Origin of the sequence: Pseudomonas sp. RC10-4-2, assembly GCF_050433085.1 — a bacterium.
In the GTDB taxonomy this organism is placed as follows: domain Bacteria; phylum Pseudomonadota; class Gammaproteobacteria; order Pseudomonadales; family Pseudomonadaceae; genus Pseudomonas; species Pseudomonas aeruginosa.
Window position 1 is genome coordinate 1 of the sequence record NZ_JBNPXX010000002.1, and the last position, 24,621, is coordinate 24,621.

Annotated in this window: 24 protein-coding genes and 1 rRNA gene; 18 read left to right on the forward strand and 7 right to left on the reverse strand. The window is 66.7% G+C overall.

What is annotated here, in order from left to right; genetic code table 11:
- The 8 genes from rrf to FHW81_RS08030 all read left to right on the forward strand — a co-directional run.
- Positions 1-90, forward strand: a 5S ribosomal RNA gene (gene rrf, locus FHW81_RS07995); the annotation flags it as partial.
- Positions 91-493: 403 nt separating this feature from the next.
- Positions 494-1,465 (forward strand): phosphate ABC transporter substrate-binding protein PstS, encoded by a 972-nt coding sequence (pstS, locus tag FHW81_RS08000; RefSeq protein WP_003096673.1) that lies wholly within the window; start codon positions 494-496, stop codon positions 1,463-1,465.
- A 422-nt stretch (positions 1,466-1,887) separates the two neighbouring features.
- On the forward strand, positions 1,888-3,921 hold the full coding sequence (locus FHW81_RS08005) for an ABC transporter permease subunit (protein ID WP_003121319.1): 2,034 nt from the start codon (positions 1,888-1,890) through the stop codon (positions 3,919-3,921).
- A 19-nt stretch (positions 3,922-3,940) separates the two neighbouring features.
- Complete coding sequence (gene pstA / locus FHW81_RS08010) at positions 3,941-5,617, forward strand: phosphate ABC transporter permease PstA (protein ID WP_003096667.1); 1,677 nt, start codon at positions 3,941-3,943, stop codon at positions 5,615-5,617.
- 15 nt (positions 5,618-5,632) lie between these two features.
- On the forward strand, positions 5,633-6,466 hold the full coding sequence (gene pstB, locus FHW81_RS08015; protein ID WP_003096663.1) for a phosphate ABC transporter ATP-binding protein PstB: 834 nt from the start codon (positions 5,633-5,635) through the stop codon (positions 6,464-6,466).
- A 95-nt stretch (positions 6,467-6,561) separates the two neighbouring features.
- Positions 6,562-7,290, forward strand: coding sequence for a phosphate signaling complex protein PhoU (phoU, locus tag FHW81_RS08020; RefSeq protein WP_003096661.1), 729 nt, complete (start codon positions 6,562-6,564; stop codon positions 7,288-7,290).
- Between the two features lie 118 nt (positions 7,291-7,408).
- Positions 7,409-8,311 carry a response regulator gene (locus FHW81_RS08025; RefSeq protein WP_003096657.1) on the forward strand — a complete coding sequence of 301 codons (903 nt, stop codon included), beginning with the start codon at positions 7,409-7,411 and terminating at the stop codon, positions 8,309-8,311.
- 115 nt (positions 8,312-8,426) lie between these two features.
- Positions 8,427-9,326 carry a peptidoglycan DD-metalloendopeptidase family protein gene (locus tag FHW81_RS08030; protein ID WP_003096656.1) on the forward strand — a complete coding sequence of 300 codons (900 nt, stop codon included), beginning with the start codon at positions 8,427-8,429 and terminating at the stop codon, positions 9,324-9,326.
- A 34-nt stretch (positions 9,327-9,360) separates the two neighbouring features.
- Here FHW81_RS08030 and FHW81_RS08035 read toward each other — a convergent pair whose 3' ends face one another.
- The 3 genes from FHW81_RS08035 to phoB form a co-directional block, all read right to left on the reverse strand.
- On the reverse strand, positions 9,361-10,701 hold the full coding sequence (locus tag FHW81_RS08035; protein WP_003096655.1) for a hemolysin family protein: 1,341 nt from the start codon (positions 10,699-10,701) through the stop codon (positions 9,361-9,363).
- 102 nt (positions 10,702-10,803) lie between these two features.
- Positions 10,804-12,135: a phosphate regulon sensor histidine kinase PhoR gene (gene phoR / locus FHW81_RS08040; protein WP_017148679.1), complete on the reverse strand. Its 1,332-nt coding sequence runs from the start codon at positions 12,133-12,135 to the stop codon at positions 10,804-10,806.
- A gap of 72 nt (positions 12,136-12,207) precedes the next feature.
- Entirely contained in the window at positions 12,208-12,897 is a 690-nt protein-coding gene (gene phoB, locus FHW81_RS08045) for a phosphate regulon transcriptional regulator PhoB (RefSeq protein WP_003096653.1), read from the reverse strand.
- A gap of 176 nt (positions 12,898-13,073) precedes the next feature.
- On the opposite strand from phoB, the gene FHW81_RS08050 reads away from it, so the two are divergent.
- Entirely contained in the window at positions 13,074-13,457 is a 384-nt protein-coding gene (locus tag FHW81_RS08050) for a COG4315 family predicted lipoprotein (protein ID WP_003096652.1), read from the forward strand.
- A gap of 23 nt (positions 13,458-13,480) precedes the next feature.
- On the opposite strand, the gene ubiA is transcribed toward FHW81_RS08050, so the two are convergent.
- The 3 genes from ubiA to glcC all read right to left on the reverse strand — a co-directional run bounded on the left by ubiA (position 13,481) and on the right by glcC (position 15,769).
- Positions 13,481-14,371, reverse strand: a complete 891-nt coding sequence (gene ubiA / locus FHW81_RS08055; RefSeq protein WP_003104612.1) for a 4-hydroxybenzoate octaprenyltransferase — start codon at positions 14,369-14,371, stop codon at positions 13,481-13,483.
- A gap of 26 nt (positions 14,372-14,397) precedes the next feature.
- Positions 14,398-14,934, reverse strand: coding sequence for a chorismate lyase (locus FHW81_RS08060; RefSeq protein ID WP_003114374.1), 537 nt, complete (start codon positions 14,932-14,934; stop codon positions 14,398-14,400).
- A gap of 79 nt (positions 14,935-15,013) precedes the next feature.
- The gene (gene glcC, locus FHW81_RS08065) at positions 15,014-15,769 is read right to left on the reverse strand and encodes a transcriptional regulator GlcC (protein ID WP_003115387.1); all 756 of its coding nucleotides are present in this window, start codon (positions 15,767-15,769) and stop codon (positions 15,014-15,016) included.
- 204 nt (positions 15,770-15,973) lie between these two features.
- Between glcC and glcD the strand changes: the two genes are divergently transcribed.
- The 9 genes from glcD to FHW81_RS08110 all read left to right on the forward strand — a co-directional run bounded on the left by glcD (position 15,974) and on the right by FHW81_RS08110 (position 23,054).
- Positions 15,974-17,473, forward strand: coding sequence for a glycolate oxidase subunit GlcD (gene glcD / locus FHW81_RS08070; protein ID WP_023090974.1), 1,500 nt, complete (start codon positions 15,974-15,976; stop codon positions 17,471-17,473).
- Positions 17,473-18,552 carry a glycolate oxidase subunit GlcE gene (gene glcE, locus FHW81_RS08075; protein WP_003136272.1) on the forward strand — a complete coding sequence of 360 codons (1,080 nt, stop codon included), beginning with the start codon at positions 17,473-17,475 and terminating at the stop codon, positions 18,550-18,552. Before glcD ends, glcE begins: the two co-directional genes overlap by 1 nt.
- A gap of 9 nt (positions 18,553-18,561) precedes the next feature.
- Positions 18,562-19,788, forward strand: coding sequence for a glycolate oxidase subunit GlcF (gene glcF / locus FHW81_RS08080; protein ID WP_003136271.1), 1,227 nt, complete (start codon positions 18,562-18,564; stop codon positions 19,786-19,788).
- 4 nt (positions 19,789-19,792) lie between these two features.
- Complete coding sequence (locus FHW81_RS08085) at positions 19,793-20,194, forward strand: heme-binding protein (RefSeq protein WP_003098332.1); 402 nt, start codon at positions 19,793-19,795, stop codon at positions 20,192-20,194.
- Positions 20,195-20,327: 133 nt separating this feature from the next.
- Positions 20,328-20,495 carry a rubredoxin gene (locus FHW81_RS08090; RefSeq protein ID WP_003098330.1) on the forward strand — a complete coding sequence of 56 codons (168 nt, stop codon included), beginning with the start codon at positions 20,328-20,330 and terminating at the stop codon, positions 20,493-20,495.
- Between the two features lie 183 nt (positions 20,496-20,678).
- Entirely contained in the window at positions 20,679-20,846 is a 168-nt protein-coding gene (locus FHW81_RS08095; RefSeq protein ID WP_003098329.1) for a rubredoxin, read from the forward strand.
- 51 nt (positions 20,847-20,897) lie between these two features.
- On the forward strand, positions 20,898-22,052 hold the full coding sequence (gene alkT, locus FHW81_RS08100) for a rubredoxin-NAD(+) reductase AlkT (RefSeq protein WP_003098326.1): 1,155 nt from the start codon (positions 20,898-20,900) through the stop codon (positions 22,050-22,052).
- A gap of 201 nt (positions 22,053-22,253) precedes the next feature.
- Positions 22,254-22,526: an HU family DNA-binding protein gene (locus FHW81_RS08105; RefSeq protein ID WP_003096630.1), complete on the forward strand. Its 273-nt coding sequence runs from the start codon at positions 22,254-22,256 to the stop codon at positions 22,524-22,526.
- Between the two features lie 135 nt (positions 22,527-22,661).
- Positions 22,662-23,054, forward strand: a complete 393-nt coding sequence (locus FHW81_RS08110) for a hypothetical protein (RefSeq protein WP_003096629.1) — start codon at positions 22,662-22,664, stop codon at positions 23,052-23,054.
- A gap of 71 nt (positions 23,055-23,125) precedes the next feature.
- Here the strand turns inward: FHW81_RS08110 and FHW81_RS08115 are convergent, their stop codons facing one another.
- Positions 23,126-24,535 (reverse strand): HDOD domain-containing protein, encoded by a 1,410-nt coding sequence (locus FHW81_RS08115; protein WP_033980847.1) that lies wholly within the window; start codon positions 24,533-24,535, stop codon positions 23,126-23,128.
- Positions 24,536-24,621: the final 86 nt, after the last annotated feature.

Sequence of the window (24,621 nt, forward strand, 5' to 3'; positions counted from 1 at the left end):
ACCTGATCCCTTCCCGAACTCAGAAGTGAAACGACGCATCGCCGATGGTAGTGTGGGGTCTCCCCATGTGAGAGTAGGTCATCGTCAAGCTCCTATCCCAAAACCCCTGGTCAGCGATGACCGGGGGTTTTGCTTTTGCGCGCGGAAAAAGGCGTGCTTCCTCGCTTCTTTTCTCGACTGCGAATGCCGGCGGCGACTGTCACAATTGCCCTGGAAACTACCCATCCTGCATGAAACGGATGGACGGCTACCTCCCCCAGGCGGATCGAAAACGCGCTCCAGAGGGCCTCCCCGGCCCCTCCGTGAAAGGCTGGAGCCCTTGTGTTTCCAGGCTTTTAGGGGTGTGGCAGGGCTTCTCCCAAGGCTTGCGGAAAAATGTCGGAAGGCTGATGGCATTTCATCCAACTGTCACATTCCTTTCATAGAGTCTTCATGCGGCCTGACGATACTGGCCCCCGTTCCATCCAACCCCATCCTGTCCAAGGAGCAAGGCATGAAACTCAAGCGTTTGATGGCGGCCCTGACGTTCGTCGCCGCAGGCGTAGGCGCCGCTTCCGCGGTAGCCGCGATCGACCCGGCGCTGCCGGAATATCAGAAAGCCAGCGGTGTGTCGGGCAACCTGTCGAGCGTCGGCTCCGACACTCTGGCCAACCTGATGACCATGTGGGCCGAGGAGTACAAGCGCCTCTATCCGAACGTGAACATCCAGATCCAGGCTGCCGGTTCTTCCACCGCGCCGCCGGCCCTGACCGAAGGCACCGCCAACCTGGGCCCGATGAGCCGCAAGATGAAGGACGTCGAGCTGCAGGCTTTCGAGCAGAAGTACGGCTATAAGCCGACCGCCGTCCCGGTCGCTGTCGACGCCCTGGCGATCTTCGTGCACAAGGACAACCCGATCAAAGGCCTGACCATGCAGCAGGTCGATGCGATCTTCTCCGCTACCCGCCTGTGCGGCAGCAAGCAGGACGTGAAGACCTGGGGCGACCTGGGCCTGACCGGTGACTGGGCGAAGAAGCCGGTGCAACTGTTCGGCCGCAACTCGGTTTCCGGCACCTACGGCTACTTCAAGGAAGAAGCCCTGTGCAAAGGCGACTTCCGTCCGAACGTCAACGAGCAGCCGGGTTCGGCTTCCGTGGTGCAGTCGGTCAGCCAGTCGCTGAACGGCATCGGCTACTCCGGTATCGGCTACAAGACCGCCAGCGTGAAGACCGTGGCCCTGGCCAAGAAGGAAGGCGCTGCCTTCGTCGAGGACAACGAGCAGAACGCCCTGAACGGCACCTATCCGCTGTCGCGCTTCCTCTACGTCTACGTGAACAAGGCGCCGAACAAGCCGCTGGACCCGCTGGAGGCTCAGTTCCTCAAGCTGGTTCTGTCCAAGACCGGCCAGCAGGTCGTGGTCAAGGACGGCTACATCCCGCTGCCGGCCAAGGTGGCCGAGAAGGCGATCAAGGAACTGGGCCTGTAATCCAGTGACTTGAGCGGATGGCCCAGCGATGGGCCGTCCAGGCATGAAGGCTCTGCCGGCGGGCGCTAGGATCCGCCGGCCTTTCCCGCCAGCGAGGCTCTGCTGGCGGGCTTTGTTGCGTCATGTTGCTGTCATCTGTCTGTCATACAGAGCCTTTAGGGTGTCACCCCATGAACGACATGGCCAACTCCCCGATGAACTCCTCCCTTGCTCCCGAGCGGATTGACTTCAATACGCCAGCCCTGCAACGCAAGCGCCGCATCCGTGCCCTCAAGGACCGCCTGACCCGCTGGTACGTGCTGGTCGGCGGCCTGGCCGTGCTGGCGGCAATCACCCTGATCTTCTTCTACCTGGCCTACGTCGTGCTCCCCCTGTTCCGCGGCGCCGACCTGGAGACCCGCGAAGCGCTGACTCCGGCCTGGATGCAGCAGGCGCAGGTGCCCCTGCTGCTCAGCATCGAGGAGCAGAACCAGGTGGCCATGCGCGTCGGCGGCCAGGGCGAGATTCTCTTCTTCAACGCCAAGACCGGTGTCGAACTGAAGCGTGTCGCTCTGCCGCTTCCGGCGGGCAGCGAGATCCGCTCGATCGCCCAGGACCAGCCGGGCAGCCCGACGGTCGCCCTGGGCCTGTCCAACGGACAGGTGCTGGTGTTCCAGCACACCTACAAGGTCACCTACCCGGACAACAAGAAGACCATCACCCCGGAGATCGCCTTCCCCTACGGCGAGACCCCGATCGGTCTCGATCCGCAGGGCCGCCCGCTGGAGCATGTGAGCATCAATGCCGGCGACGACAGCCTGCTGCTGGCTGGCTCCGTCGACAAGCAACTGCTGCTGTTGAGCATGACTCGGGAAGAGAACATGCTGACCGGCGAAAGCACGCTGGACGAGGAGCGCATCGAACTCCCGCAGATCGCCGAACCGGTGAAAGCCATCTACCTCGACCCGCGCAAGCAGTGGCTGTACGTGATCAACGGACGTGCCACCGCCGATGTGTTCGACCTGCACAGCCGCCAGTTGAACGGTCGCTACAAGCTGCTGGAAGACCCCAACGCCGAGGTCACCGCGAGCACCCAACTGCTGGGCGGCATCTCGCTGCTGGTGGGCGACTCCAAGGGTGGCATCGCCCAGTGGTTCATGGCTCGCGATACCGACGGCGAACCGCGCCTGTCGCACGTTCGCGACTTCAATCTGGATGGCGCGCCGATCAGCGCCATCGCTCCGGAACAACGGCGCAAGGGCTTCATCGCCCTGGACGAGAAGGGCAACCTCGGCGTCTTCCACAGCACCGCGCACCGTACCCTGCTGGTCCAGCCGGTCGCCGACTCTTCCGGGGTCATCACCCTGTCGCCGCGGGCCAACCGCCTGCTGCTGGAGCAGGGTGGCAAGATCCACCGCTTCGCCCTGAGCAACCCGCACCCGGAAATCTCCTGGAGCGCGCTCTGGGGCAAGGTCTGGTACGAGAGCTACGACAAGCCGGCCTACGTCTGGCAGTCCACCGCCGCGACCACCGACTTCGAACCGAAGCTGAGCCTCTCGCCGCTGACCTTCGGCACGCTCAAGGCCGCCTTCTACGCGATGATCCTGGCAGCTCCGCTGGCCATCGCGGCCGCCGTCTACACCGCCTATTTCATGGCTCCGGCGATGCGCCGCAAGGTCAAGCCGGTGATCGAGCTGATGGAGGCGCTGCCGACGGTGATCCTCGGCTTCTTCGCCGGCCTGTTCCTGGCGCCCTACGTCGAAGGCCACCTGCCGGGTGTGTTCAGCCTGCTGTTGCTGACGCCGCTGGGCATCCTTCTTGCCGGCCTGCTCTGGAGCCGCCTGCCCGAGCGTATCCGTCTGAGCCTGCCGGCCGGCTGGGAAGCCGCGCTGCTGATCCCGGTGGTGCTTGCCGTCGGCGCCTTCGCCCTGTGGCTGAGCCCGCACCTGGAGACCACCTTCTTCGGCGGCGACATGCGCCTCTGGCTGAGCCACGACCTGGGCATCACCTACGACCAGCGCAATGCCCTGATCGTCGGGCTGGCAATGGGCTTCGCGGTGATCCCGAATATCTTCTCGATCGCCGAGGACGCCATCTTCAGCGTGCCGCGCAGCCTCACCTACGGCTCCCTGGCCCTGGGCGCCACGCCCTGGCAGACGCTGACCCGCGTGGTGATCCTGACCGCCAGTCCAGGCATCTTCTCGGCGCTGATGATCGGCATGGGCCGCGCCGTCGGCGAGACCATGATCGTGCTGATGGCGACCGGCAATACCCCGGTGATGGAAGTGAATATCTTCGAGGGGATGCGCACCCTGGCGGCCAACGTCGCGGTGGAGATGCCCGAGTCGGAGGTCGGCGGCAGCCACTACCGCGTGCTGTTCCTCTCGGCGCTGGTACTGCTGACGTTCACCTTCGTGATGAACACCCTGGCAGAGCTGATCCGTCAGCGTCTGCGCAAGAAATACGCGTCGTTGTAAGCGGCGGAGGTATAGCTCTGTGAAACAGAAACAGGAAACCGTCAAAGCCTGGTTCGGCAGCGGCTCGCCCTGGGTGTGGATGAACGCCGGCGCGGTGTCGATCGCGGTGATCATGACCATCGGCCTGCTGGCGGTGATCGCGGTACGCGGCCTCGGCCACTTCTGGCCGGCGAACGTCATCGAGGCGACTTACCAGATCCCTGGCGAAGCCGCCAAGACCGTGATCGGCGAGGTGGTCCAGGCCGAGGAAGTGCCGCGCGCGCGCCTGCGCAGCGCCGGCATGCCGGTCCCGGAGGCCGGCCCCGAATTCATGACCCGCGAGCTGCTCAAGCTGGGCAACCGCGAGCTTTACGGCAGCGATTTCTCCTGGGTCGTCGGCGAGTGGCTGCAGGACATCAAGCGTCCCGAAGCGCTGATGGTTCTCGAACGCCGCGAGTGGGGCAACTTCTACGGCTACCTGCTGAGCGTCAAGGAGAACGGCCAGGTGGTCGCCGAAGGCGACGCCGCGGTAGGCGAACTGCAGAAGCGCATGCAGCGGGTGGATGACCTCTACGCCAAGCTCTACAAGCTGGAGAAGGGCGACATCGGCGGGATCAACCACGGTCTCGAGCGCCTGCGCCTGAAAGAGCGCAAGTTGCAGTTGGACGGCAAGCTGGACGCCGCCGCCCAGGCCGACCTGGCCGCCGAGCGCAGCGAGTTGCAGGCGCGCTACAAGGTCCTGGAAGAGCAGCTCAACGGCCTGCATCAGGAGTTCAACCGCGACAGCGTGGTAATGCGCGACGCCAGCGGCCGCGAGAGCGAAATCACCCTTGGCAAGCTGGTGCATGCCTACCAGCCCAACGCCATGGGCCTGGGCACCAAGATGACGGTGTACTTCAAGAAGCTCTGGGAGTTCCTCAGCGACGATCCGCGCGAGGCCAATACCGAGGGCGGTATCTTCCCGGCGATCTTCGGCACCGTGATGATGACCCTGGTGATGGCGCTGATCGTCACCCCGTTCGGCGTGATCGCTGCGGTCTACCTGCGCGAGTACGCCAAGCAGGGGCCGCTGACCCGGGTGATCCGCATCGCCGTGAACAACCTCGCCGGCGTACCGGCGATCGTCTACGGCGTGTTCGGCCTGGGTTTCTTCGTCTACGTGCTGGGCGGTTCCATCGACCGGCTGTTCTTCCCCGAGGCCCTGCCGGCGCCGACCTTCGGTACCCCCGGGCTATTCTGGGCCTCGCTGACCCTGGCGATCCTCGCCGTGCCGGTGGTGATCGTCGCCACCGAGGAAGGCCTGGCGCGGATTCCGCGCGCGGTCCGCGAAGGCTCCCTGGCGCTCGGCGCGACCAAGGCGGAAACGCTGTGGAAGATCGTCCTGCCGATGGCCAGCCCGGCGATGATGACCGGCCTGATCCTCGCCGTGGCCCGTGCCGCCGGCGAAGTGGCGCCGCTGATGCTGGTCGGCGTGGTGAAACTGGCACCGTCGCTGCCGGTCGACGGTAACTATCCGTACGTGCATCTCGACCAGAAGATCATGCACCTCGGTTTCCATATCTACGACGTCGGTTTCCAGAGCCCCAACGTCGAGGCCGCACGGCCGCTGGTATACGCTACGGCGTTGCTGCTGGTCGTGGTGATCGCCCTGCTGAACTTCTCCGCCATCGCGATCCGCAATCGCCTGCGCGAGAAGTACAAGGCCCTGGAAAACTGATTGAGGGAGCTTCCCATGCAAAACGAGACCGCCAGCCACGGCATCAACTTCGATGCGCTCGGCCGCGACCGCCAGAGCCTCGACCTGGCTTCCGAAAGTGTCGAACTGGAAGTGCCCGGGCTGAACCTGTTCTACGGCGCCAAGCAGGCCCTTTTCGACGTCCGGATGAACATTCCGAAGCAGCGCGTGACCGCCTTCATCGGCCCGTCCGGCTGCGGCAAGTCGACCCTGCTGCGCTGCTTCAACCGGATGAACGACCTGGTGGATGGCTGCCGCGTCGAAGGCGAGATTCGCCTCGATGGCCACAACATCTTCGCCAAGGGCGTCGACGTCGCCGAGCTGCGCCGTCGCGTCGGCATGGTGTTCCAGAAGCCCAACCCGTTCCCCAAGAGCATCTACGAGAACGTGGTCTACGGCCTGCGTATCCAGGGCATCAACAAGAAGCGCGTACTTGACGAGGCCGTCGAGTGGGCGCTGAAGGGGGCTGCGCTGTGGGAGGAGGTGAAGGATCGCCTGCACGAGTCCGCCCTCGGCCTGTCCGGCGGCCAGCAGCAGCGCCTGGTGATCGCCCGGACCATCGCGGTGGAACCGGAAGTGCTGCTGCTCGACGAGCCGTGCTCGGCGCTGGACCCGATCTCCACGCTGAAGATCGAAGAGCTGATCTACGAGTTGAAGTCGAAGTTCACCATCGTCATCGTTACCCACAACATGCAGCAGGCCGCGCGGGTTTCCGACTATACGGCGTTCATGTACATGGGCAAGCTGATCGAGTTCGGCGACACCGATACGCTGTTCACCAACCCGGCGAAGAAGCAGACCGAAGACTACATCACCGGCCGCTACGGCTAGCGGCGCGTCCGGAGGCGCGGCGATACCGCTGCCTCCGGCGCTCTCCGTAGCTCGTTGATGTCACCGGTCGCAGCGGCTCCAGAAGGATTCCCCACATGATCAACAAAGACAGTCTCACCCATCACATCTCCCAGCAGTTCAACGCCGAGCTGGAGGATGTGCGCAGCCACCTCCTGGCCATGGGCGGGCTGGTGGAAAAGCAGGTCAACGACGCGGTCAACGCGCTGATCGACGCCGACTCCGGCCTCGCCCAGCAGGTCCGCGAGATCGACGACCAGATCAACCAGATGGAGCGCAACATCGACGAGGAGTGCGTGCGTATCCTCGCCCGGCGTCAGCCGGCGGCCTCCGACCTGCGCCTGATCATCAGCATCTCGAAGTCGGTGATCGACCTCGAGCGGATCGGCGACGAGGCCTCCAAGGTCGCCCGCCGCGCCATCCAGCTGTGCGAGGAAGGCGAGTCGCCGCGCGGCTACGTCGAGGTTCGGCACATCGGCAGCCAGGTACAGAAGATGGTGCAGGAGGCACTGGACGCCTTCGCCCGCTTCGATGCCGACCTGGCGCTGTCCGTGGCGCAGTACGACAAGACCGTCGATCGCGAATACAAGACCGCCCTGCGCGAGCTGGTCACCTACATGATGGAAGACCCGCGGGCGATATCCCGCGTGCTCAACATCATCTGGGCCCTGCGCTCGCTGGAGCGCATCGGCGACCATGCGCGCAACATCGCCGAGCTGGTGATCTACCTGGTTCGCGGCACCGACGTTCGCCACATCGGCCTGACCCGCATGAAGGAAGAGGTCGAGAACAACCGCGGCGAGTGATCTTCCGCAGGCAAGGCTCCCTTGACCTGGAGCCTTGTTTCTTCGCGCGACTGCAGCAAGGCTTGGCATCCTGCCAGCAGGGGAGGCTATCCTAGGCGGACCTGTCCAGGAGAAGTCGATGAGCAAAGTCAGCGCGCTAGTGGTGGATGACGCCCCCTTCATCCGAGATCTGATGAAGAAAGGGTTGCGCGACAACTTCCCCGGCCTTCATATCGAGGAGGCCGTGAACGGCCGCAAGGCCCAGCAACTGCTCAGTCGGCAGAACGTCGACCTGATCCTCTGCGATTGGGAGATGCCGGAGATGTCCGGCCTCGAACTGCTGACCTGGTGCCGTGCCCAGGAAAACCTCAAGACTACCCCGTTCATCATGGTCACCAGTCGCGGCGACAAGGAGAACGTGGTCCAGGCGATCCAGGCCGGGGTGTCGGACTACATCGGCAAGCCATTCTCCAATGACCAACTGGTGGCCAAGATCAAGAAGGCCCTGAGCCGCAGCGGCAAGCTGGAAGCCCTGGCGGCCCACGCGCCGCGCCGGGAGATCGCCAGCGGCATGGCCAACGATTCGCTGGCCGCCCTGACCGGTGGTCGCGCCGAGGTGATCAAGCCTGCCGCCAGTCCGGCAAAACCGGCCCCCGCGCCGAAGCCGGCTTCGGCTCCCCAGGCCAGCGCGCGTCCCGCCGGCAGCGGCAACCCGCTGGGGCAGGCGCAATTGCGCCTGCCGCAGAGCAGCATGCCCTGCGTGATCAAGGCGGTCAGTCTGAAGGAAGCGCAACTGGTGGTGAAGCGCGCCGACCCGTTGCCGCAGGTGCTGGAAAGCGCGGTGCTGGACCTCGAGGAAAACAGCGACGTGGCGCGCCTGAACGGCTACCTGCACGCCATCGCCGCGCTGGAGCCGAAGCCGGATAGCGATTGGCTGCTGTTGACCCTGCGTTTCGTCGACCGCGACCCGCAGAAGCTCGACTACCTGTCGCGCCTGATCGCCCGCGGAAGTACCCAGAAGCACTACGTTCCCGGCGCCTGAGCGGTTTTTTCCCGACGATCCGTTCACAGCCCGCTCGCTGTCGTCTCGCCCTGGCAATAAAGCGCTGCTAGTCTTGCCGATTCGGGATAACCAGAACGACACGATCCGTGCAGTCATGCTAGGGCGCCTTCTCCTTCTCTGTGGCCTGTTCGCCGCGGCAGCTCCGGCTGCGGCCCTGACCATCTACAAGTACACCGACGCCAATGGCGTGGTGACCTACTCCGACCGCGCCGTGGCCGGGGCGCAGGTGTTCGTCTTCCGCGACCGGATGGTCGAGCACCTGGAACGGGAAGTGAAGCTGGAGACGAAGAAGCACGCGGGTGGCGAGACCCTGCAGGTGCGCAACGACCTCTACGCGCCGGTCGAGGTCGAGTTGCGGATCCGCAACCCGCGCAATGCCGTTGGGGTGCCCGACGGGCCGATTCGCTGGGTGGTCCCGGCGCGCAGCCAGGTGCGCCTGGCGACCCTGGCGCCGCGCAAGGCCGGCAAGCCGATGAGCTACACCCCGAAGCTGCGTTACGCGCTCGGCGACCCGCGCCAGCAGCCGCTGCTCTATCGCTATCCGCTGCCCTGGCGCGGCGGGCCGTTCCGCCTGTCCCAGGGCGCCAATGGCAAGTACAGCCACTTCACCCCCAAGGGCCGCTACGCGATGGACATCGCCATGCCCGAGGGCACGCCGATCATCGCTGCCCGCGGCGGCACCGTGGTGAAGATCGAGAACAACCAGAGCGGGCGCGGCAACAATCCCTCGGGCAACTTCGTCCGCATCCTGCACGACGACGGCACCATGGGCGTCTACCTGCACCTGATGCGCCATTCGGTACTGGTCGCCGAGGGCCAGCGGGTCCAGGTCGGCACGCCGCTGGCGCGCTCCGGCAACACCGGCAACAGCAGCGGGCCGCACCTGCACTTCGTGATCCAGCGCAACGTCGGCCTGGCGCTGGAGTCGATTCCCTACGACTTCGCCCAGCCGGTCGACAGCCTGCCGAACTTCGCCATCGTCCGCGAGCCTTGAAAAGTCGCCGGCGCCGTGGCGGCGCCGGCTCGTCTCAGTCGAGCTTGACCACCTTGGCCAGGACGATCTTCGGACCGCGCATCTTCTTCACGATGATCCGCAGGCCCTCGGTGTCGAGGACTTCCTCTTCCTCCGGCACCCGCTTCAGGGTGTCGTAGACCAGCCCGGCGAGAGTGTCCGCCTCGACATGATCGAGGTCGATGCCGAGCAGGCGCTCGAGCTTGAACAGCGGTGTGTCGCCGCGCACCAGCAGCTTGCCCGGCTGGTAGGCGAGGATGCCGCGCTCGGTCTTGCGGTGTTCGTCCTGGATGTCGCCGACCAGCACTTCCAGCACGTCCTCCATGGTCAGGAAGCCGACCACCTTGTGATCGGCCTCTTCCACCACGGCGAAGTGCGCGCCGCCCTTGCGGAACTGCTCCAGCAGGCGCGACAGCGGGGTGTGCTTGGTGACGATCTCCAGCGGGCGCACCAGTTCGTCGAGGTCGAAGGTCTCCGGCAGGCTGTCCAGGGCGGACAGCGCCAGCAGCAGGTCCTTGATGTGCAGCAGGCCGATGAACTCGCCCTTGTGGCTGTCCCAGACCGGGTAGCGGCTGTACTTATGGCGGCGGATCACCGCGAGGATGTCCGCCAGCGGCGCGTCGTGCTCGAGGTAGACCAGGTCTTCGCGGGAGTTGGCCCAGTCGACCACCTCCAGTTCGCCCAGCTCCACCGCCGAGGCCAGCACGCGCATGCCCTGGTCGCTGGGGTCCTGGGCGCGGCTGGAGTGGAGGATCAGCTTCAGTTCGTCGCGGCTGTAGTGATGCTCGTGGTGCGGGCCGGGCTCGCCCTGGCCGGCGATCTTGAGGATGGCGTTGGCGCTGGCGTTGAGCAGCCAGATCGCCGGGTACATCAGCCAGTAGAAGAGGTACAGCGGCACCGCCGTCCACAGCGACAGCAGTTCCGGCTTGCGGATCGCCCAGGACTTGGGCGCCAGCTCGCCGACCACGATGTGCAGGTAGGAAATGATGAAGAACGCGGTGAAGAAGGAGATACCGCGGATCAGTTCGTCGGAATGCACGCCGATCATCGCCAGCAGCGGTTCCAGGAGTTCGGCGAAGGCCGGCTCGCCGACCCAGCCCAGGCCCAGGGAGGCCAGGGTTATGCCCAGCTGGCAGGCGGACAGGTAGGCGTCCAGCTGGTTGTGAACCTTGCGCAGGATGGCGCCGCGCCAGCCGTGCTGCTTGGCGATGGTTTCCACGCGGGTGGCGCGGAGCTTGACCATGGCGAACTCGGCGGCGACGAAGAAGCCATTGAGCAGGACGAGGAAAAGCGCGAAGAGGATCAGGCCGGCATCGGCGAAATAGGTGGCGATGCTGGTACTAGGAGAAGGGTCCATGGGGGTGTGCGGTAGCCAAAAGGCCCTTAAGAATGAGGGGCTGTGTCGTCGCTTGCAAGCCTTGGCCGTGCCGACGCCGGCGGCGCGGCACCGCGACGAGGCTCACTTCGGCGCCTTGCGCTCGGCCTCGGCGACCTGCGCCGGGGCGAAATGGCAGGTGAAGGTGCTGCCCTTGCCGGGCACGCTGCTGATTTCCAGGCGCGCGCGGTGGCGGATCAGCACGTGCTTGACGATGGCCAGGCCGAGGCCGGTGCCGCCGGTGTTGGAGGCGCGGCTGGAGTCCACCCGGTAGAAGCGCTCGGTCAGGCGCGGCAGGTGCTTGGGATCGACGCCGATACCGGTGTCCTGCACCGACAGGTGCGCGCCCTGTTCGTCGGCCCACCAGCGGATGCGGATCTCGCCTTCGTCGGGGGTGTACTTCACCGCGTTGAATACCAGGTTGGAGAAGGCGCTGCGCAGTTCCGCCTCGCTGCCCTTGAGCTGCACAGCGGGTGCGGCGTCCAGGCTGATGCGGTGGTTGCGCCCGGCGGACAGGGCCTGGGCGTCGTTACGGATGCTGACGAGGAGAGCGTCCACCGCCACCGGCTTGTTGTCGCCGGGGTAGTCGGTGGCCTCCAGCTTGGCCAGCAGGAGCAGGTCGTTGAGCAGGTTCTGCATGCGTCCGGCCTGCTGCTGCATCTGCTGCAGGGCGCGCAGCCAGCGCGGGTTCACATCCTCGACGTTGTCGAGGAGGGTCTCCAGGTAGCCGGCGATCACCGTCAGCGGCGTGCGCAGCTCGTGGGAGACGTTGGCCACGAAGTCCTTGCGCATCTGCTCCAGCTGGTGGACGCGGGTGACGTCGCGGACCAGCATCAGGTGCTCGCGGTTGCCGTAGAGGGTGATGTGGAATTGCAGGCGCAGGCGCTCGTTGATCGGCGAGGGGATTTCCAGCGGCTCGCGGTAATCCTCCTGGTCGAAGTATTCCTTGAAGCGCGGATGGCGGATCAGGTTGCTCACCGGCTGGCCACCGTCCTGCGGGGTCTTCAGGCCGAGCAGGTTTTCCGCGGCGAGGTTCCACCATTCCAGGTTGCCGTCGCTGTCGAGCATGATCACCGCGTCACGCAGGGCCGCGGTGGACTCCTGGATCCGGTCGATCACCGCCTGCAGGCGGCCACGGGCGCGCTGGTTGCGGCGTTGCAGGTGGTAGATATTGTCGAAGACTTCGCCCCAGAGGCCGTAGCTGTCCGGCGGTGGCTCGTCTGGCTGGTGGTTGCGCAGCCACTGGTGCAGGCGCAGTAGCTGCCAGAGGGTCCAGCCGAGGTAGAGAGCCAGGCCGAGGGCCAGGGCCCAGCCGTAATGGCCGCTGACCACGCCGAGCACGAGGCTGGCGGCCAGCACGAGAAGCAGGTGGCGGATCAGCGCTCCACGCCAGTCTTGGTTCACGACGGATTGCATCCTGTCCAGTGGCGGTCCGTCACGGACCGTCCAGGGGAAACGACTCCGGCCGCTGGGCGGCCGGGAGCGGGGTCAGCTCTTGGTGGAGAAACGATAGCCGGTCCCGCGGACAGTCTGAACCAGATTTTCGTAGACCTCGCCGAGCGCCTTGCGCAGGCGGCGGATATGCACGTCGACGGTGCGCTCCTCGACATAGACGTTGCCGCCCCAGACCTGGTCCAGCAGTTGGCCGCGGGTATAGGCGCGTTCCTGGTGAGTCATGAAGAACTGCAGCAGGCGGTACTCGGTGGGGCCCATCTCGGCCGGCTTGCCGTCGATGGTCACGCGGTGGCTGATCGGGTCCAGCAGCAGGCCGCCGACCTCGATCGGCGCCTCGCTGTCGCCAGGCCCGGTGCGGCGCAGCACGGCCTTCAGGCGGGCGACCAGCTCGCGGGGCGAGAACGGCTTGGTGATGTAGTCGTCGGCGCCGACCTCCAGGCCCTGGATCTTGTTGTCCTCCTCGCCCTTGGCGGTGAGCATGATGATCGGGATATCGACGGTCAGTTCGTCACGCTTCAGGCGTCGCGCCAGTTCGATGCCGGAAGTGCCGGGGAGCATCCAGTCGAGCAGGATCAGGTCCGGCTTGCGGTCGACGATCACCGCGTGCGCCTGCTGGGTATTTTCCGCCTCCAGGCACTCGTAGCCGGCCATCTCCAGGGCCACGGCGATCATCTCGCGAATCGGTGCTTCGTCATCAACGATGAGGATTGTCTTGCCAACCATGGTCTTGCCTCGGGTCGATCTGTCTTGCGCCGCATTAGATAACGAAATTGTGTCAGGTATGTGACACAACGGCGTAGTTTCCGCCGACTGCCCGCGGCGGGGCTATGCTCAACAGGTTCCGGTGCCGTCCCTGCGGGCGGCGAACGCTCCACCTGAAGACACAGGAGAGAGACGCGATGAACAGAATCCACCTGGCGCTGGGTCTGGCGCTGGCCCTGCCGGCGTTCGCCGCGCTGGCCCAGGAAACGGTGGCGCCGGCCACCGAGAAGGACGGCGTGCTGGTCGATGGCAAGGGCATGACGCTCTATACCTACGACAAGGACAGCGAAGGGCAATCCGCCTGTTCCGGGCAGTGCGCGAAGAACTGGCCGCCGCTGGCAGCGGCCCAGGGAGCGCAGGCCAGCGGCGACTGGAGCCTGGTCGCTCGCGAGGACGGCACCCAGCAGTGGGCCTACTACGGCAAGCCCCTTTATACCTTCATCCAGGACAAGAAGCCTGGCGACAAGAACGGTGACGGCAAGATGGGCGCCTGGCACGTCGCCCAGCCGGACATGGACTAGATGGTCGCCGGCCTGCGCGCCGCTCAACGCAGCGCGTAGTCGGCGACCGTGCCGAGGAAGATCGCCAGGCCAGCCCAGTGGTTGTGCAGGAAGGCGCGGAAGCAGGCCTGCGGGTCGCGGTCGCGGGTCGACCAGGCTTCCCAGACGAAGCAGGCCGCCGCCACCGCCAGGCCGAGGTAGAAGCACAGGCCCAGTTCGAAGCGGTTGCCGGCCAGCACTAGCAGGAGCAGGGTCAGGCCCTGCAGGCTGCCGATGATCAGGCGGTCGGCATCGCCGAAGAGGATTGCGGTGGACTTGATGCCGATCTTCAGGTCGTCCTCGCGGTCGGTCATCGCGTAGTAGGAGTCATAGGCGACCGTCCACAGCACGTTGGCCAGGAACAGCAGCCAGGCGCTGGCCGGCAATTCGCCGCGCTCGGCGGTGAAGGCCATCAGGATGCCCCAGGAATAGGCGGCGCCCAGCACCACCTGCGGATAGTAGGTGTAGCGCTTCATGAAGGGGTAGAGCGAGGCCACGGCTACCGCGCCGAACGACAGCCAGACGGTCGTTGCATTGGTCAGCAGGACCAGGCCGAAGCTCAGCGCGACCAGGACGGCGAAGGTGATCCAGGCCTCGCGCACGCTGATCTTGCCGGTGGCCAGCGGGCGCGCCTTGGTGCGTGCGACATGGCCGTCGAAATTGCGGTCGGCGAAATCGTTGATCACGCAGCCGGCGGCGCGCATCAGGATGACGCCGAGGACGAAGATCAGCAGGTTCTTCAGTTCCGGCACGCCGTCCGCGGCGATCCACAGCGACCAGAGGGTCGGCCAGAGCAGCAGGTAGATGCCGATCGGCCGGTCCAGCCGCACCAGTTGGACGAAGTCCCAGGCGCGGGGGTGCAGGCGGGCCAGCGGCTTGATCAGGGTGACGAACATGGGGACCTCCGGAGTCGACCGGGGGATTATACGTCGGCGATTCCCGCCTGGTCCCACAGGCGCGGTAGGTACACCTCCGCCACCAGCACCCCGAGCGCGCCGCGGGAAAACCGTGAGCGACGGCCCCAGAGACCCTCGGCGCGGACCTCGGCGGGCAGACCGGCCGCCGGATAGCGGCAGACTTCGATGGGCCCGCGCTCGAAGGCGCTGTCGCTGAACAGCAACTCGCCCAGCGAGCGGGTGCCGAGCAGCGCCAGGTCGAAGCCCGAGCCTTCCAGGGCGCTGCGCGCCGCCACGCTGCGGGCGAACACCCAGGGACGGTCGTGGCCATGCAGGTAGACCTCGCGGACCCAGCCGCTACTGCCGGTAGGGACGTCGAGCCCCTGGCATTCGTCGTCGCGCAGGGTCTGCCAGCCTTCCAGCAGGGGTTCGACGCGGAACGCGCCGTCGGCCAGGGCGGTCAGGCGCCGGGTCAGCGACCCCTCGTCGAACAGCCAGTCGAGGACGGCGGGGGAGACGCTGGACAGTTGGTCGGCGCGAAGCCAGAGCGCATTGCTGGGCATGACGGGACTACGAGACGGCGGCAGAAGGCGGCGAGGGTAGCACGTTCGGCCGGCGGCCGGTCTGCGACGCGGTGGCGCGTCACCCCCAGCCGTTCAGGCGCAGGGTGGCGCGGACCAGGCGCTGTTCTTCCTGCTCGATCTCCCGCAGGTTGTCGCGGATGCTGTGGATATGTTCGCGCGCCGCCCGTTGCGCCTGGTCCGGCTGGCGCTCGCGGAGGGCCGCGTAGAGGCGCGCGTGCTGGCGGTCGATCTGGCGTTTCTGCGGCGGCCGGTGATAGAGGTTGTTCACTGAGGCGAACACCGTGCTCAGCAGCAGTTCGTTGAGCGATTGCAGGGTATGCACCAGCACCGGATTGTGCGATGCCTCGCTGATCGCCCGGTGGAACGCGTGGTCGCGGCGGGCGTGCTCGCGGGGATCGATCGGCTGGGTTTCCTCGTGGCTGGCGAGCATCTCTTCGTAGCGCCGGGCGAGCAGGACGAAGTCTGCCTCGGTGCCGCGTAGCGCTGCCAGGCGGGCCGCCTCGCCCTCCAGCAGGGCGCGGACTTCGAGCAGGTCGTAGAGGGTGCGCGGCTGGGAGCCGAACAGGTGCATCAGCGGGCTGACGTCGGCGTTGCGGTCGAGGTCGGCGACGAACGACCCACGGCCATGCTCGGTGTCGATGATGCCGCGCCCGCGCAGCGCCCGCAGGCCCTCGCGCAGGGCCGAGCGCGAGCAGCCGAGCTTGGCCACCAGGCGCCGCTCGGACGGCAGAGCCTGGCCGACCTTGAGCACGCCGTCGACGATCAGCCGCTCGATACGCTCTGCGACCTGGTCGGCCACCCGCTGTTTCTGCATGGAAGCTCCCGTTGCACTGGTAGGACCAGTTGGCTGTCGTTACTCACTATAGAAGCTCAGGGACTTTCTAGCATGCGCCTCATGCCCATGGCTCCTGGTGATACTGGTAGGACCAGTTAGACGCCTGCTGGACCCCGGCGTCCGCGCGGTACAGGCTGTGGACGCTTGCTGATCCCGCCGACAACCACAACAAGGACAGCCGCCATGAACATCCTCTACGACGAGGGTCTGGACGGTCCGCTGCCGCAGGTGGACAAGGATGGCCTGCTGGCCGAGTTGCGCCTCCGCCTGCCCGACCTCGAACTGCTGCACGCCGCGGAAGACCTGCGTCCCTACGAGTGCGACGGACTCTCGGCGTATCGCTGCACGCCGTTGCTGGTTGCATTGCCGGAACGCATCGAACAGGTTCAGGGCCTGCTCGCCCTCTGCCATCGGCTGAAGGTGCCGGTCGTGGCGCGCGGTGCCGGCACCGGCCTGTCCGGCGGCGCGCTGCCGCTGGAGAACGGCGTGCTGCTGGTGATGGCGCGTTTCCGGCGGATCCTCGAGATCGATCCGCTGGGTCGTTTCGCCCGGGTCCAGCCTGGCGTGCGCAACCTGGCGATCTCCCAGGCCGCTGCCCCTCATGGTCTGTACTACGCACCGGACCCGTCCTCGCAGATCGCCTGCTCCATCGGCGGCAACGTCGCGGAGAACGCCGGCGGCGTGCATTGCCTGAAGTACGGCCTGACCGTGCACAACCTGTTGCAGGTGGACATCGTGACCCTGGAAGGCGAGCGCCTGAGCCTGGGGTCCAGCGCCCTGGACAGCGCCGGCTTCGACCTGCTGGCGCTGTTCACCGGCTCCGAAGGGCTGCTCGGCGTGGTGGTGGAGGTCACCGTCAGGCTGTTGCCGCGCCCGCCGGTGGCGAAGGTCCTGCTGGCCAGCTTCGACGATGTGGAAAGCGCCGGGCGGGCGGTGGCCGACCTGATCGGTGCCGGCATCGTCCCGGCCGGGCTGGAAATGATGGACAACCTGTCGATCCGCGCCGCTGAGGATTTCATCCACGCCGGTTACCCGGTCGACGCGGCGGCGATCCTGCTCTGCGAACTGGATGGCGTGGAAGCCGACGTGCACGAGGATTGCGAGCGGGTCCGCGAGCTGTTCGAGGCGGCTGGCGCCACCTCGGTGCGACAGGCCCAAGACGAGGCCGAGCGCCAGCGCTTCTGGGCCGGGCGCAAGAATGCGTTTCCGGCGGTCGGGCGGATTTCCCCCGATTACTACTGCATGGACGGCAGCATCCCGCGCCGCGAGCTGCCGCGGGTGCTGCATGGCATCGCCGAGCTTTCGCGCGAATACGGCCTGCGGGTGGCCAACGTATTCCACGCCGGCGACGGCAACATGCACCCGCTGATCCTCTTCGACGCCAACCTGGCGGGCGAGCTGGAGCGCGCTGAAGCGCTGGGCGGCAGGATCCTCGAGTTGTGCGTGGCGGTAGGCGGCAGCATCACCGGCGAACATGGCGTCGGCCGCGAGAAGATCAACCAGATGTGCGCTCAGTTCAATGCCGACGAGCTGACCCTGTTCCACGCCGTGAAGGCGGCATTCGACCCGGCCGGGCTGCTAAATCCCGGCAAGAACGTGCCCACCCTGCATCGCTGCGCCGAGTTCGGCGCCATGCACGTCCACCACGGTCGACTGCCGTTCCCCGAACTGGAGCGTTTCTGATGAGCCAGCCGTATTTCGATCCGGACGCTGGCGCCGACCATGCCGGCGCGCTGCTCGAGCGGGTCCGCGACGCCCTGGCGCGGCGCGCGCCGCTGCGCATCGTCGGCGGCGATAGCAAGGCGTTCCTCGGCAGGCCGGTTGCGGGCGAACCGCTGGCGCTCGCCGAACACCGTGGGATCGTCGCCTACGATCCCTGCGAACTGGTGATCACCGCCCGTGCCGGTACGCCGCTGGACGAGCTACAGGCCGTGCTGGCGCGCGGCGGGCAGATGCTTGCCTGCGAGGCGCCGGGTTTCGGCGGCCGGGCGACGGTCGGCGGGGTGCTCGCCAGCGGCCTGTCCGGACCGCGCCGGCCCTGGGCGGGAGCGGTACGCGATTTCGTCCTCGGGACGCGGCTGATCAGTGGCCTGGGCACCCACCTGCGCTTCGGCGGCGAGGTGATGAAGAACGTCGCCGGCTACGACCTGTCGCGGTTGCTGGCGGGCAGCTTCGGTTGCCTCGGGGTGGTCACCGAAGTGTCCTTCAAGGTGCTGCCCATGCCGCGCTGCCAGGCCGGCCTGAGCCTGGACCTGCCGGTGGCGACGGCGTTGCGCAAGCTGGCCGAGTGGGGAGGCCAGCCATTGCCGATCAGTGCGGCCTGCCACGACGGCGAAGCCCTGCGCCTGCGCCTGGAGGGCGGCGAGGGCTCGGTACGCTCGGCGCGCGACCGCCTCGGTGGCGAAGCGCTCGAGGACGGCTTCTGGGCCGACCTGCGCGAGCAGCGCCTGCCGTTCTTCGACGACCCGCGACCGCTCTGGCGCCTGTCGCTGCCGGCGCTGGCGCCGGAGACGCCGTTGCCCGGTCGTCAGTTGCTGGACTGGGGCGGGGCGCTGCGCTGGCTGAAAAGCGACGCGCCGGCCGCGGACATCCGTGCGTGGGCCGCCGCCCATGGCGGTCACGCCACCTGCTACCGCGCCGGCCATCTCGATGCGCCGTTCCAGCCGCTACCGCCTGGACTGCTCGGCCTGCACCGGGCACTCAAACGCCAGCTCGACCCGCAGGGCATCTTCAATCCCGGGCGGATGTACGCCGAACTCTGAGGAGGCGCGATGCAAACCAACCTCTGCGATTCCGCCCGGCAACGCGCCGAGGCCGCCGAAGCCGAGCGCATCCTGCGCAGCTGCGTGCACTGCGGTTTCTGCAACGCCACCTGCCCGACCTACCAGGAGCTGGGCGACGAACTCGACGGCCCGCGCGGACGGATCTACCTGATCAAGCAGTTCCTCGAGCGCGACGAGGCCAGCGAGCGCACCCGCCTGCACCTCGATCGCTGCCTGAGCTGCCGCAACTGCGAAACCACCTGCCCGTCCGGAGTCGAGTACCACAAGCTGCTGGATATCGGCCGCGACCTCCTCGCCGAACGCCTGCCGCGCGGCTTCCGGCAACGCCTGCTGCGCGACGGGCTGCGCCTGCTGGCCCCGCGCCCGGGGTTGTTCGGCGCGCTGGCCGGCGCTGCCGGGCGGCTGAGGCCTCTGCTGCCTGAGGCGATGCAGGGCAAGCTGCCACGTCGGGTCGCGGCGCCGGGCAGGCGGCCGCAGCCCCGGCATGCGCGGCGCGTGCTGCTGCTCGAAGGTTGCGTGCAGCCGGCGCTGTCGCCGAACACCAACGCCGCCGCCGCGCGGGTTCTGGACCGCCTGGGAATCAGCGTGACGCCGGCGGCCGCGGCCGGCTGCTGCGGCGCGCTGGATTTCCACCTGGATGCGCAGGAGCGCGGCCGCCAGCGCGCGCGGCGCAATATCGACGCCTGGTGGCCGTTGCTGCGCGAGGGTGCCGAGGCCATCGTGCAGACCGCCAGCGGCTGCGGCGCCTTCGTCAAGGACTACGCCTACCTGCTGCGCGACGACCCACGGTACGCGGACAAGGCGCGCGAGGTCGCCGCCGCTGCCCGCGACCTGGTGGAAGTGCTTCGCGACGAGCCGCTGGAGTCCCTCGGCCTGCGCTGCGACCAGCGCCTGGCGTTCCACTGCCCATGCACACTGCAGCACGCGCAACGACTGGGCGGGGCCGTGGAGGCGGTGCTGCGGCGACTGGGCTTCCATCTCACCGAGGTGGCCGACGGTCATCTCTGCTGCGGGTCCGCCGGCACCTACTCGCTGACCCAGCCGGCGCTGTCCCGGCGTCTGCGCGACAACCGCCTGGACGCCCTGGAAAGCGGCGCGCCGGATGTCATCGCCACGGCCAACGTCGGTTGCCAGGCCCATCTCGACGGGGCCGGACGGACCCCGGTACGCCACTGGATCGAGCTGCTCGACCAGGCCTTGCCCGGAGGAGAGTGAAACCATGCACAGCAAGCCGGTACTCGGCCGCGAGGAGGTCGCCCGCGTCCTTGGCGCGGCCCGCGAGGAGGCACAGCGCCAAGGCTGGGCGGTGAGCATCGCGGTGGTCGACGACGGCGGCCACCCGCTGGCGCTGGAGCGCCTCGACGGCTGCGCGCCGATCGGTGCCTACATCGCGACGGAAAAGGCCCGCAGCGCCGCCCTGGGACGCCGGGAAACGAAGCGCTACGAGGACATGATCAACGGCGGACGCAGCGCCTTCCTCTCGGTGCCGCTGCTGCAGGCCACCCTGGAGGGCGGTGTGCCGATCCTGGTGGACGGACAGGTGGTCGGCGCGGTCGGGGTTTCCGGCGTACGCGCCGAAGAGGACGCCCGGGTGGCGCGGATCGGAGCCGAGGGGTTGTGAGGCGACCGGTGGGCACCACCCATCTTTGGTTGGCCCGTTCGGCACCACCTTGCCTTTCGGGCAGGTTGGCGGACAGGGTGGATTTGTTATAGGTTGCCGGCGCTGAACCGTGGTAACCCGCCCGAGGTAAACAATGAAGAAGTGGCAATGCGTGGTGTGTGGACTGATCTATGACGAGGCCAAAGGCTGGCCGGAAGAAGGCATCGAGGCGGGAACGCGCTGGGAAGACGTGCCTGAAGACTGGCTGTGCCCCGACTGCGGCGTCGGCAAGCTGGACTTCGAGATGATCGAAATCGGCTGAGCCCCGCTCGCCGGCGAAGAAGGCGGCCCTGGCCGCCTTTTTTCATGCCTGGCCCGCGGCCGTCCAGGAGTTATCCTTGAAACTTGGGTCCGGTCATTGACTGTCCTGCCGGGAACGCCCGGCAGCCTTGCCGTTGGCCGGCCACCGACGCTGAGCTAGGTTCGACGAACGAGGAGGGTGGCTATGCGCAAGTGGCAATGCGTGGTCTGCGGCTTCATCTACGACGAAGCCCTGGGCCTGCCCGAAGAAGGCATTCCGGCGGGAACCCGTTGGGAAGACATCCCGGCGGACTGGGTCTGCCCGGATTGCGGTGTCGGCAAGATCGATTTCGAGATGATCGAGATCGCCTGAGCGAAATCCACAGAAGCGGCGCCCGGCGCCGGCAATCACAGAGGAACGGAAATGAGCGAGCGTGCGCCCCTGGTAATCATAGGAACCGGCCTGGCGGGCTACAACCTGGCCCGCGAGTGGCGCAAGCTGGACAGCGAGACGCCGCTGCTGATGATCACCGCCGACGACGGCCGTTCCTATTCCAAGCCGATGCTCTCCACCGGCTTCTCGAAGAACAAGGACGCCGACGGCCTGGCCATGGCCGAACCGGGCGCCATGGCCGAGCAACTGAACGCACGCATCCTGACCCATACCCGGGTCACCGGTATCGATCCCGGCCATCAGCGGATCTGGATCGGCGAGGAAGAGGTGCGTTATCGCGACCTAGTCCTGGCCTGGGGCGCGGAGCCGATCCGGGTGCCGGTCGAGGGCGATGCCCAGGACGCGCTCTACCCGATCAACGACCTGGAAGACTACGCGCGCTTCCGCCAGGCGGCTGCCGGCAAGCGCCGGGTACTGCTGCTCGGTGCGGGGCTGATCGGTTGCGAATTCGCCAACGACCTCTCCAGCGGCGGCTACCAGCTCGACGTGGTGGCGCCTTGCGAGCAGGTCATGCCGGGCCTGCTCCACCCGGCCGCGGCGAAGGCCGTGCAGGCAGGCCTGGAAGGCCTCGGCGTGCGCTTCCACCTGGGGCCGGTGCTGGCCAGCCTGAAGAAGGCCGGCGAGGGGCTGGAAGCGCATCTTTCGGATGGCGAGGTGATTCCCTGCGACCTGGTGGTCTCCGCCGTCGGCCTGCGTCCGCGCACCGAACTGGCCTTCGCCGCCGGGCTGGCGGTCAACCGCGGGATCGTCGTCGACCGCTCGCTGCGCACCTCCCACGCCAACATCTACGCGCTGGGCGACTGCGCCGAAGTGGACGGCCTCAACCTGCTCTATGTGATGCCGCTGATGGCTTGCGCACGCGCGCTGGCGCAGACCCTCGCCGGCAACCCCAGCCAGGTGGCCTACGGTCCCATGCCGGTGACGGTGAAGACCCCGGCCTGCCCGCTGGTGGTGTCGCCGCCGCCCCGCGGAATGGATGGCCAATGGCTAGTGGAAGGCTCTGGAACGGACCTCAAGGTCCTGTGCCGGGATACCGCTGGTCGAGTGATCGGTTATGCCCTGACCGGAGCGGCGGTGAACGAAAAATTGGCCCTGAACAAAGAGTTACCCGGCCTCATGGCTTGAATGCCATTGGTTCCGGCCGTTATGCCGTCGAGACTTGCGGCAAAATTGTCGGACGATACTGGCGCAGTCCTCGGGAGCATGCCATCCTCCATCGCGTCTACCGCAGTCTAGAGCCTATGGTTCCGGTGGACTGCGGTGCCTTTGAGCGCTGCTGGGAAGACAGCACGGACACAAAAACAACAAACCGTCAAAGAGGCAACTATGCGTAAACCAGAACTAGCCGCCGCTATCGCCGAAAAGGCCGATCTCACCAAGGAACAGGCCAATCGCGTTCTCAACGCCCTGTTGGATGAAATCACCGGCGCGCTGAACCGCAAGGACAGCGTGACCCTGGTCGGTTTCGGCACCTTCCTGCAACGCCATCGCGGAGCCCGCACGGGGAAGAACCCGCAGACCGGCCAGCCGGTGAAGATCAAGGCCAGCAACACCGTCGCCTTCAAGCCGGGCAAGGCCCTGCGCGACGCGGTCAACTGACCGCCGAGAGCCCGGAGTCAGAGCGGCTCCGGGCTTCGTCGAAGACGCTTCCGCGCTCATCGAAAGGACAGCTGTAGTCCTCCTCGCGAACAGCTACAATGCGCCGCTCATCTCCCCGGATATCGAGGCGCGTGCATGAAATTTCGTCTTCTCCTGTGGATGCTTGGTCGCCTGATGGCCAAGGCCAGCCGCGACAATCCCGCTTTCCAGAAGCAGCTCGAGGGCAAGGACCTGGTGTTCCAGTTGCATACCCTCGACGGCAAGGTGGCGCGCCACTACCTGGTCAGGGACCTGCGCGTCAGCAGCAAGCGCGGTACCCATCCGCAACCGGCTTTTTCCCTGGGGTTCAAGGACGGAGCCTACGGTTTCGCCGCGATGACTTCGAAGAACCCGCAGTTGGCCTTCATGCAGGGCATCCAGAACAAGGACATCCAGATACAGGGCAATCCGGCGCTGGTGATCTGGTTCCAGGGTCTGGTGAAGTACCTCAAGCCGAAGAAGAAGGCTCCGGAGAAGAAAGCCGCCTGAGGGCGGCTTTCGATCTCATCCGGGCTGCGGCCGCAGCCTTTCGGTAGTGCGTTTCGCAGCGGACTACCCGGTCACCCCGGCAAGCGATTGAACTGGGCCGCCAGTTCGCGCAGGGCCGCTTCCGCTTCCAGCACCTTTTTCACGGCGTCCCCGGCCTTCTCCGGGGTGATCCCCAGGCGCTCGTACAATGCCACCGGAATCGCTTGCTGCGGGCCATCGCCGATGCCGCTGTTGCGCAGCAACCGGTTGGTCAGGCAGATCAGGTTGGCGTAGACCGCGTTCGGCCCGGTGTAGCTGGGGTCCTGCTGGAAGCGCAGGGCGCAATAGAGGTCGTCAGGCATGTCCCAGACGCGCATCAGCCAGGCGCCGATCTGCTCGCGGGTGATCCCCAGCAGGTGCTGTTCGATATAGGCATGGCCGAGGTGCGGGTTGACCTCCAGGTGCCGGCAGATCAGCGAGAAATGCGGCGGGAAGACATGCGCCAGGACCAGGTAGCCGAAATTGTGCAGCAGGCCGCCCAGGTAGCTCAGGCCGGACTCCGGGCGCAGCTCGCGCGGCATGGCGCGGGTCAGGCCCTCGATCACCGCGGCGGTGTAGATCGCTTGCTGCCAGTAGGGCGTGGCCTGCTGTGGCTGGTCCTTGGGTAGGCTCAGGCTCTTGCCCAGGGCGAGGCCGAGGGCCAGGTTGATCACCAGGTCGAAACCGAGGACGCGGACGATCGCGTCTTCCACCGAGCGGATCTTGCCCGGAGCGGCGTAGTAGGGCGAGGCCGCCCAACTGACCACCTGGGCGGCGAGCGCCGGATCGGTTTCCACCAGACCGGTGATGTCGTCGACGCTGGCGTTGGGGTCGACCCGCAGCTTGATGATCTTCTGCGCCGTCTGCGGCAGCGGTGGAATCTCGATGGTCTGCTCCAGGCGCTGCTGGATGCGCCGGGCGGTGAAGGCCTGCACGGCCTGGCTGATTTCCGCGCGGTCGTCGTCCGGGCGGTCAAGGTTCAGGTTGATGTTTTCCAGCGGTTCGCCGAAGCGCGCGGCGCTGGCCTTGCCCAGCAGGCCGCGGAAGTCGTTGCTGGCGATCTCCAGGAGGATGCCGGGCTGGCCGGACTCGATCAGCAGGCGCGGTTCCTGCAACAGGCGCTCGTCGTACAGGCAGGGCGAACTGGTCAGGGGCGGCAACGCCGGCAGGCGGTGCAACTCGTGCTTGCCGAGCATTCGTTCCAGGCGCTCGGGCTTGATCGCCAGCAGCTTGCGGCCGGTCAGTTCGGTGAGCCGGGCGAGGTCCAGCAACTGGCTCTGCGGGAACAGCACCAGCAGGGTGCCGACGGCGTCGTCCAGCAGCACCGCCTGGACCCGGCGGGCGGCAGGCAGCTCCGCGCTGTCGCTGACCTCGCGGCAGGCGATGCCTAGCTTGGCGAGCAGCTGGAGGATGACCTGGGGGGCGTGCGGAGCATCGGCGGAGGCCAGGGCGGCTTCTGTCATGACGAGACCATGCGAGCTGGATTTTCCCTCAGTATAACCAGAGCTGCTTCAAGACTGAGACCTACGCCGGTCAGCGAGAGCGAAAT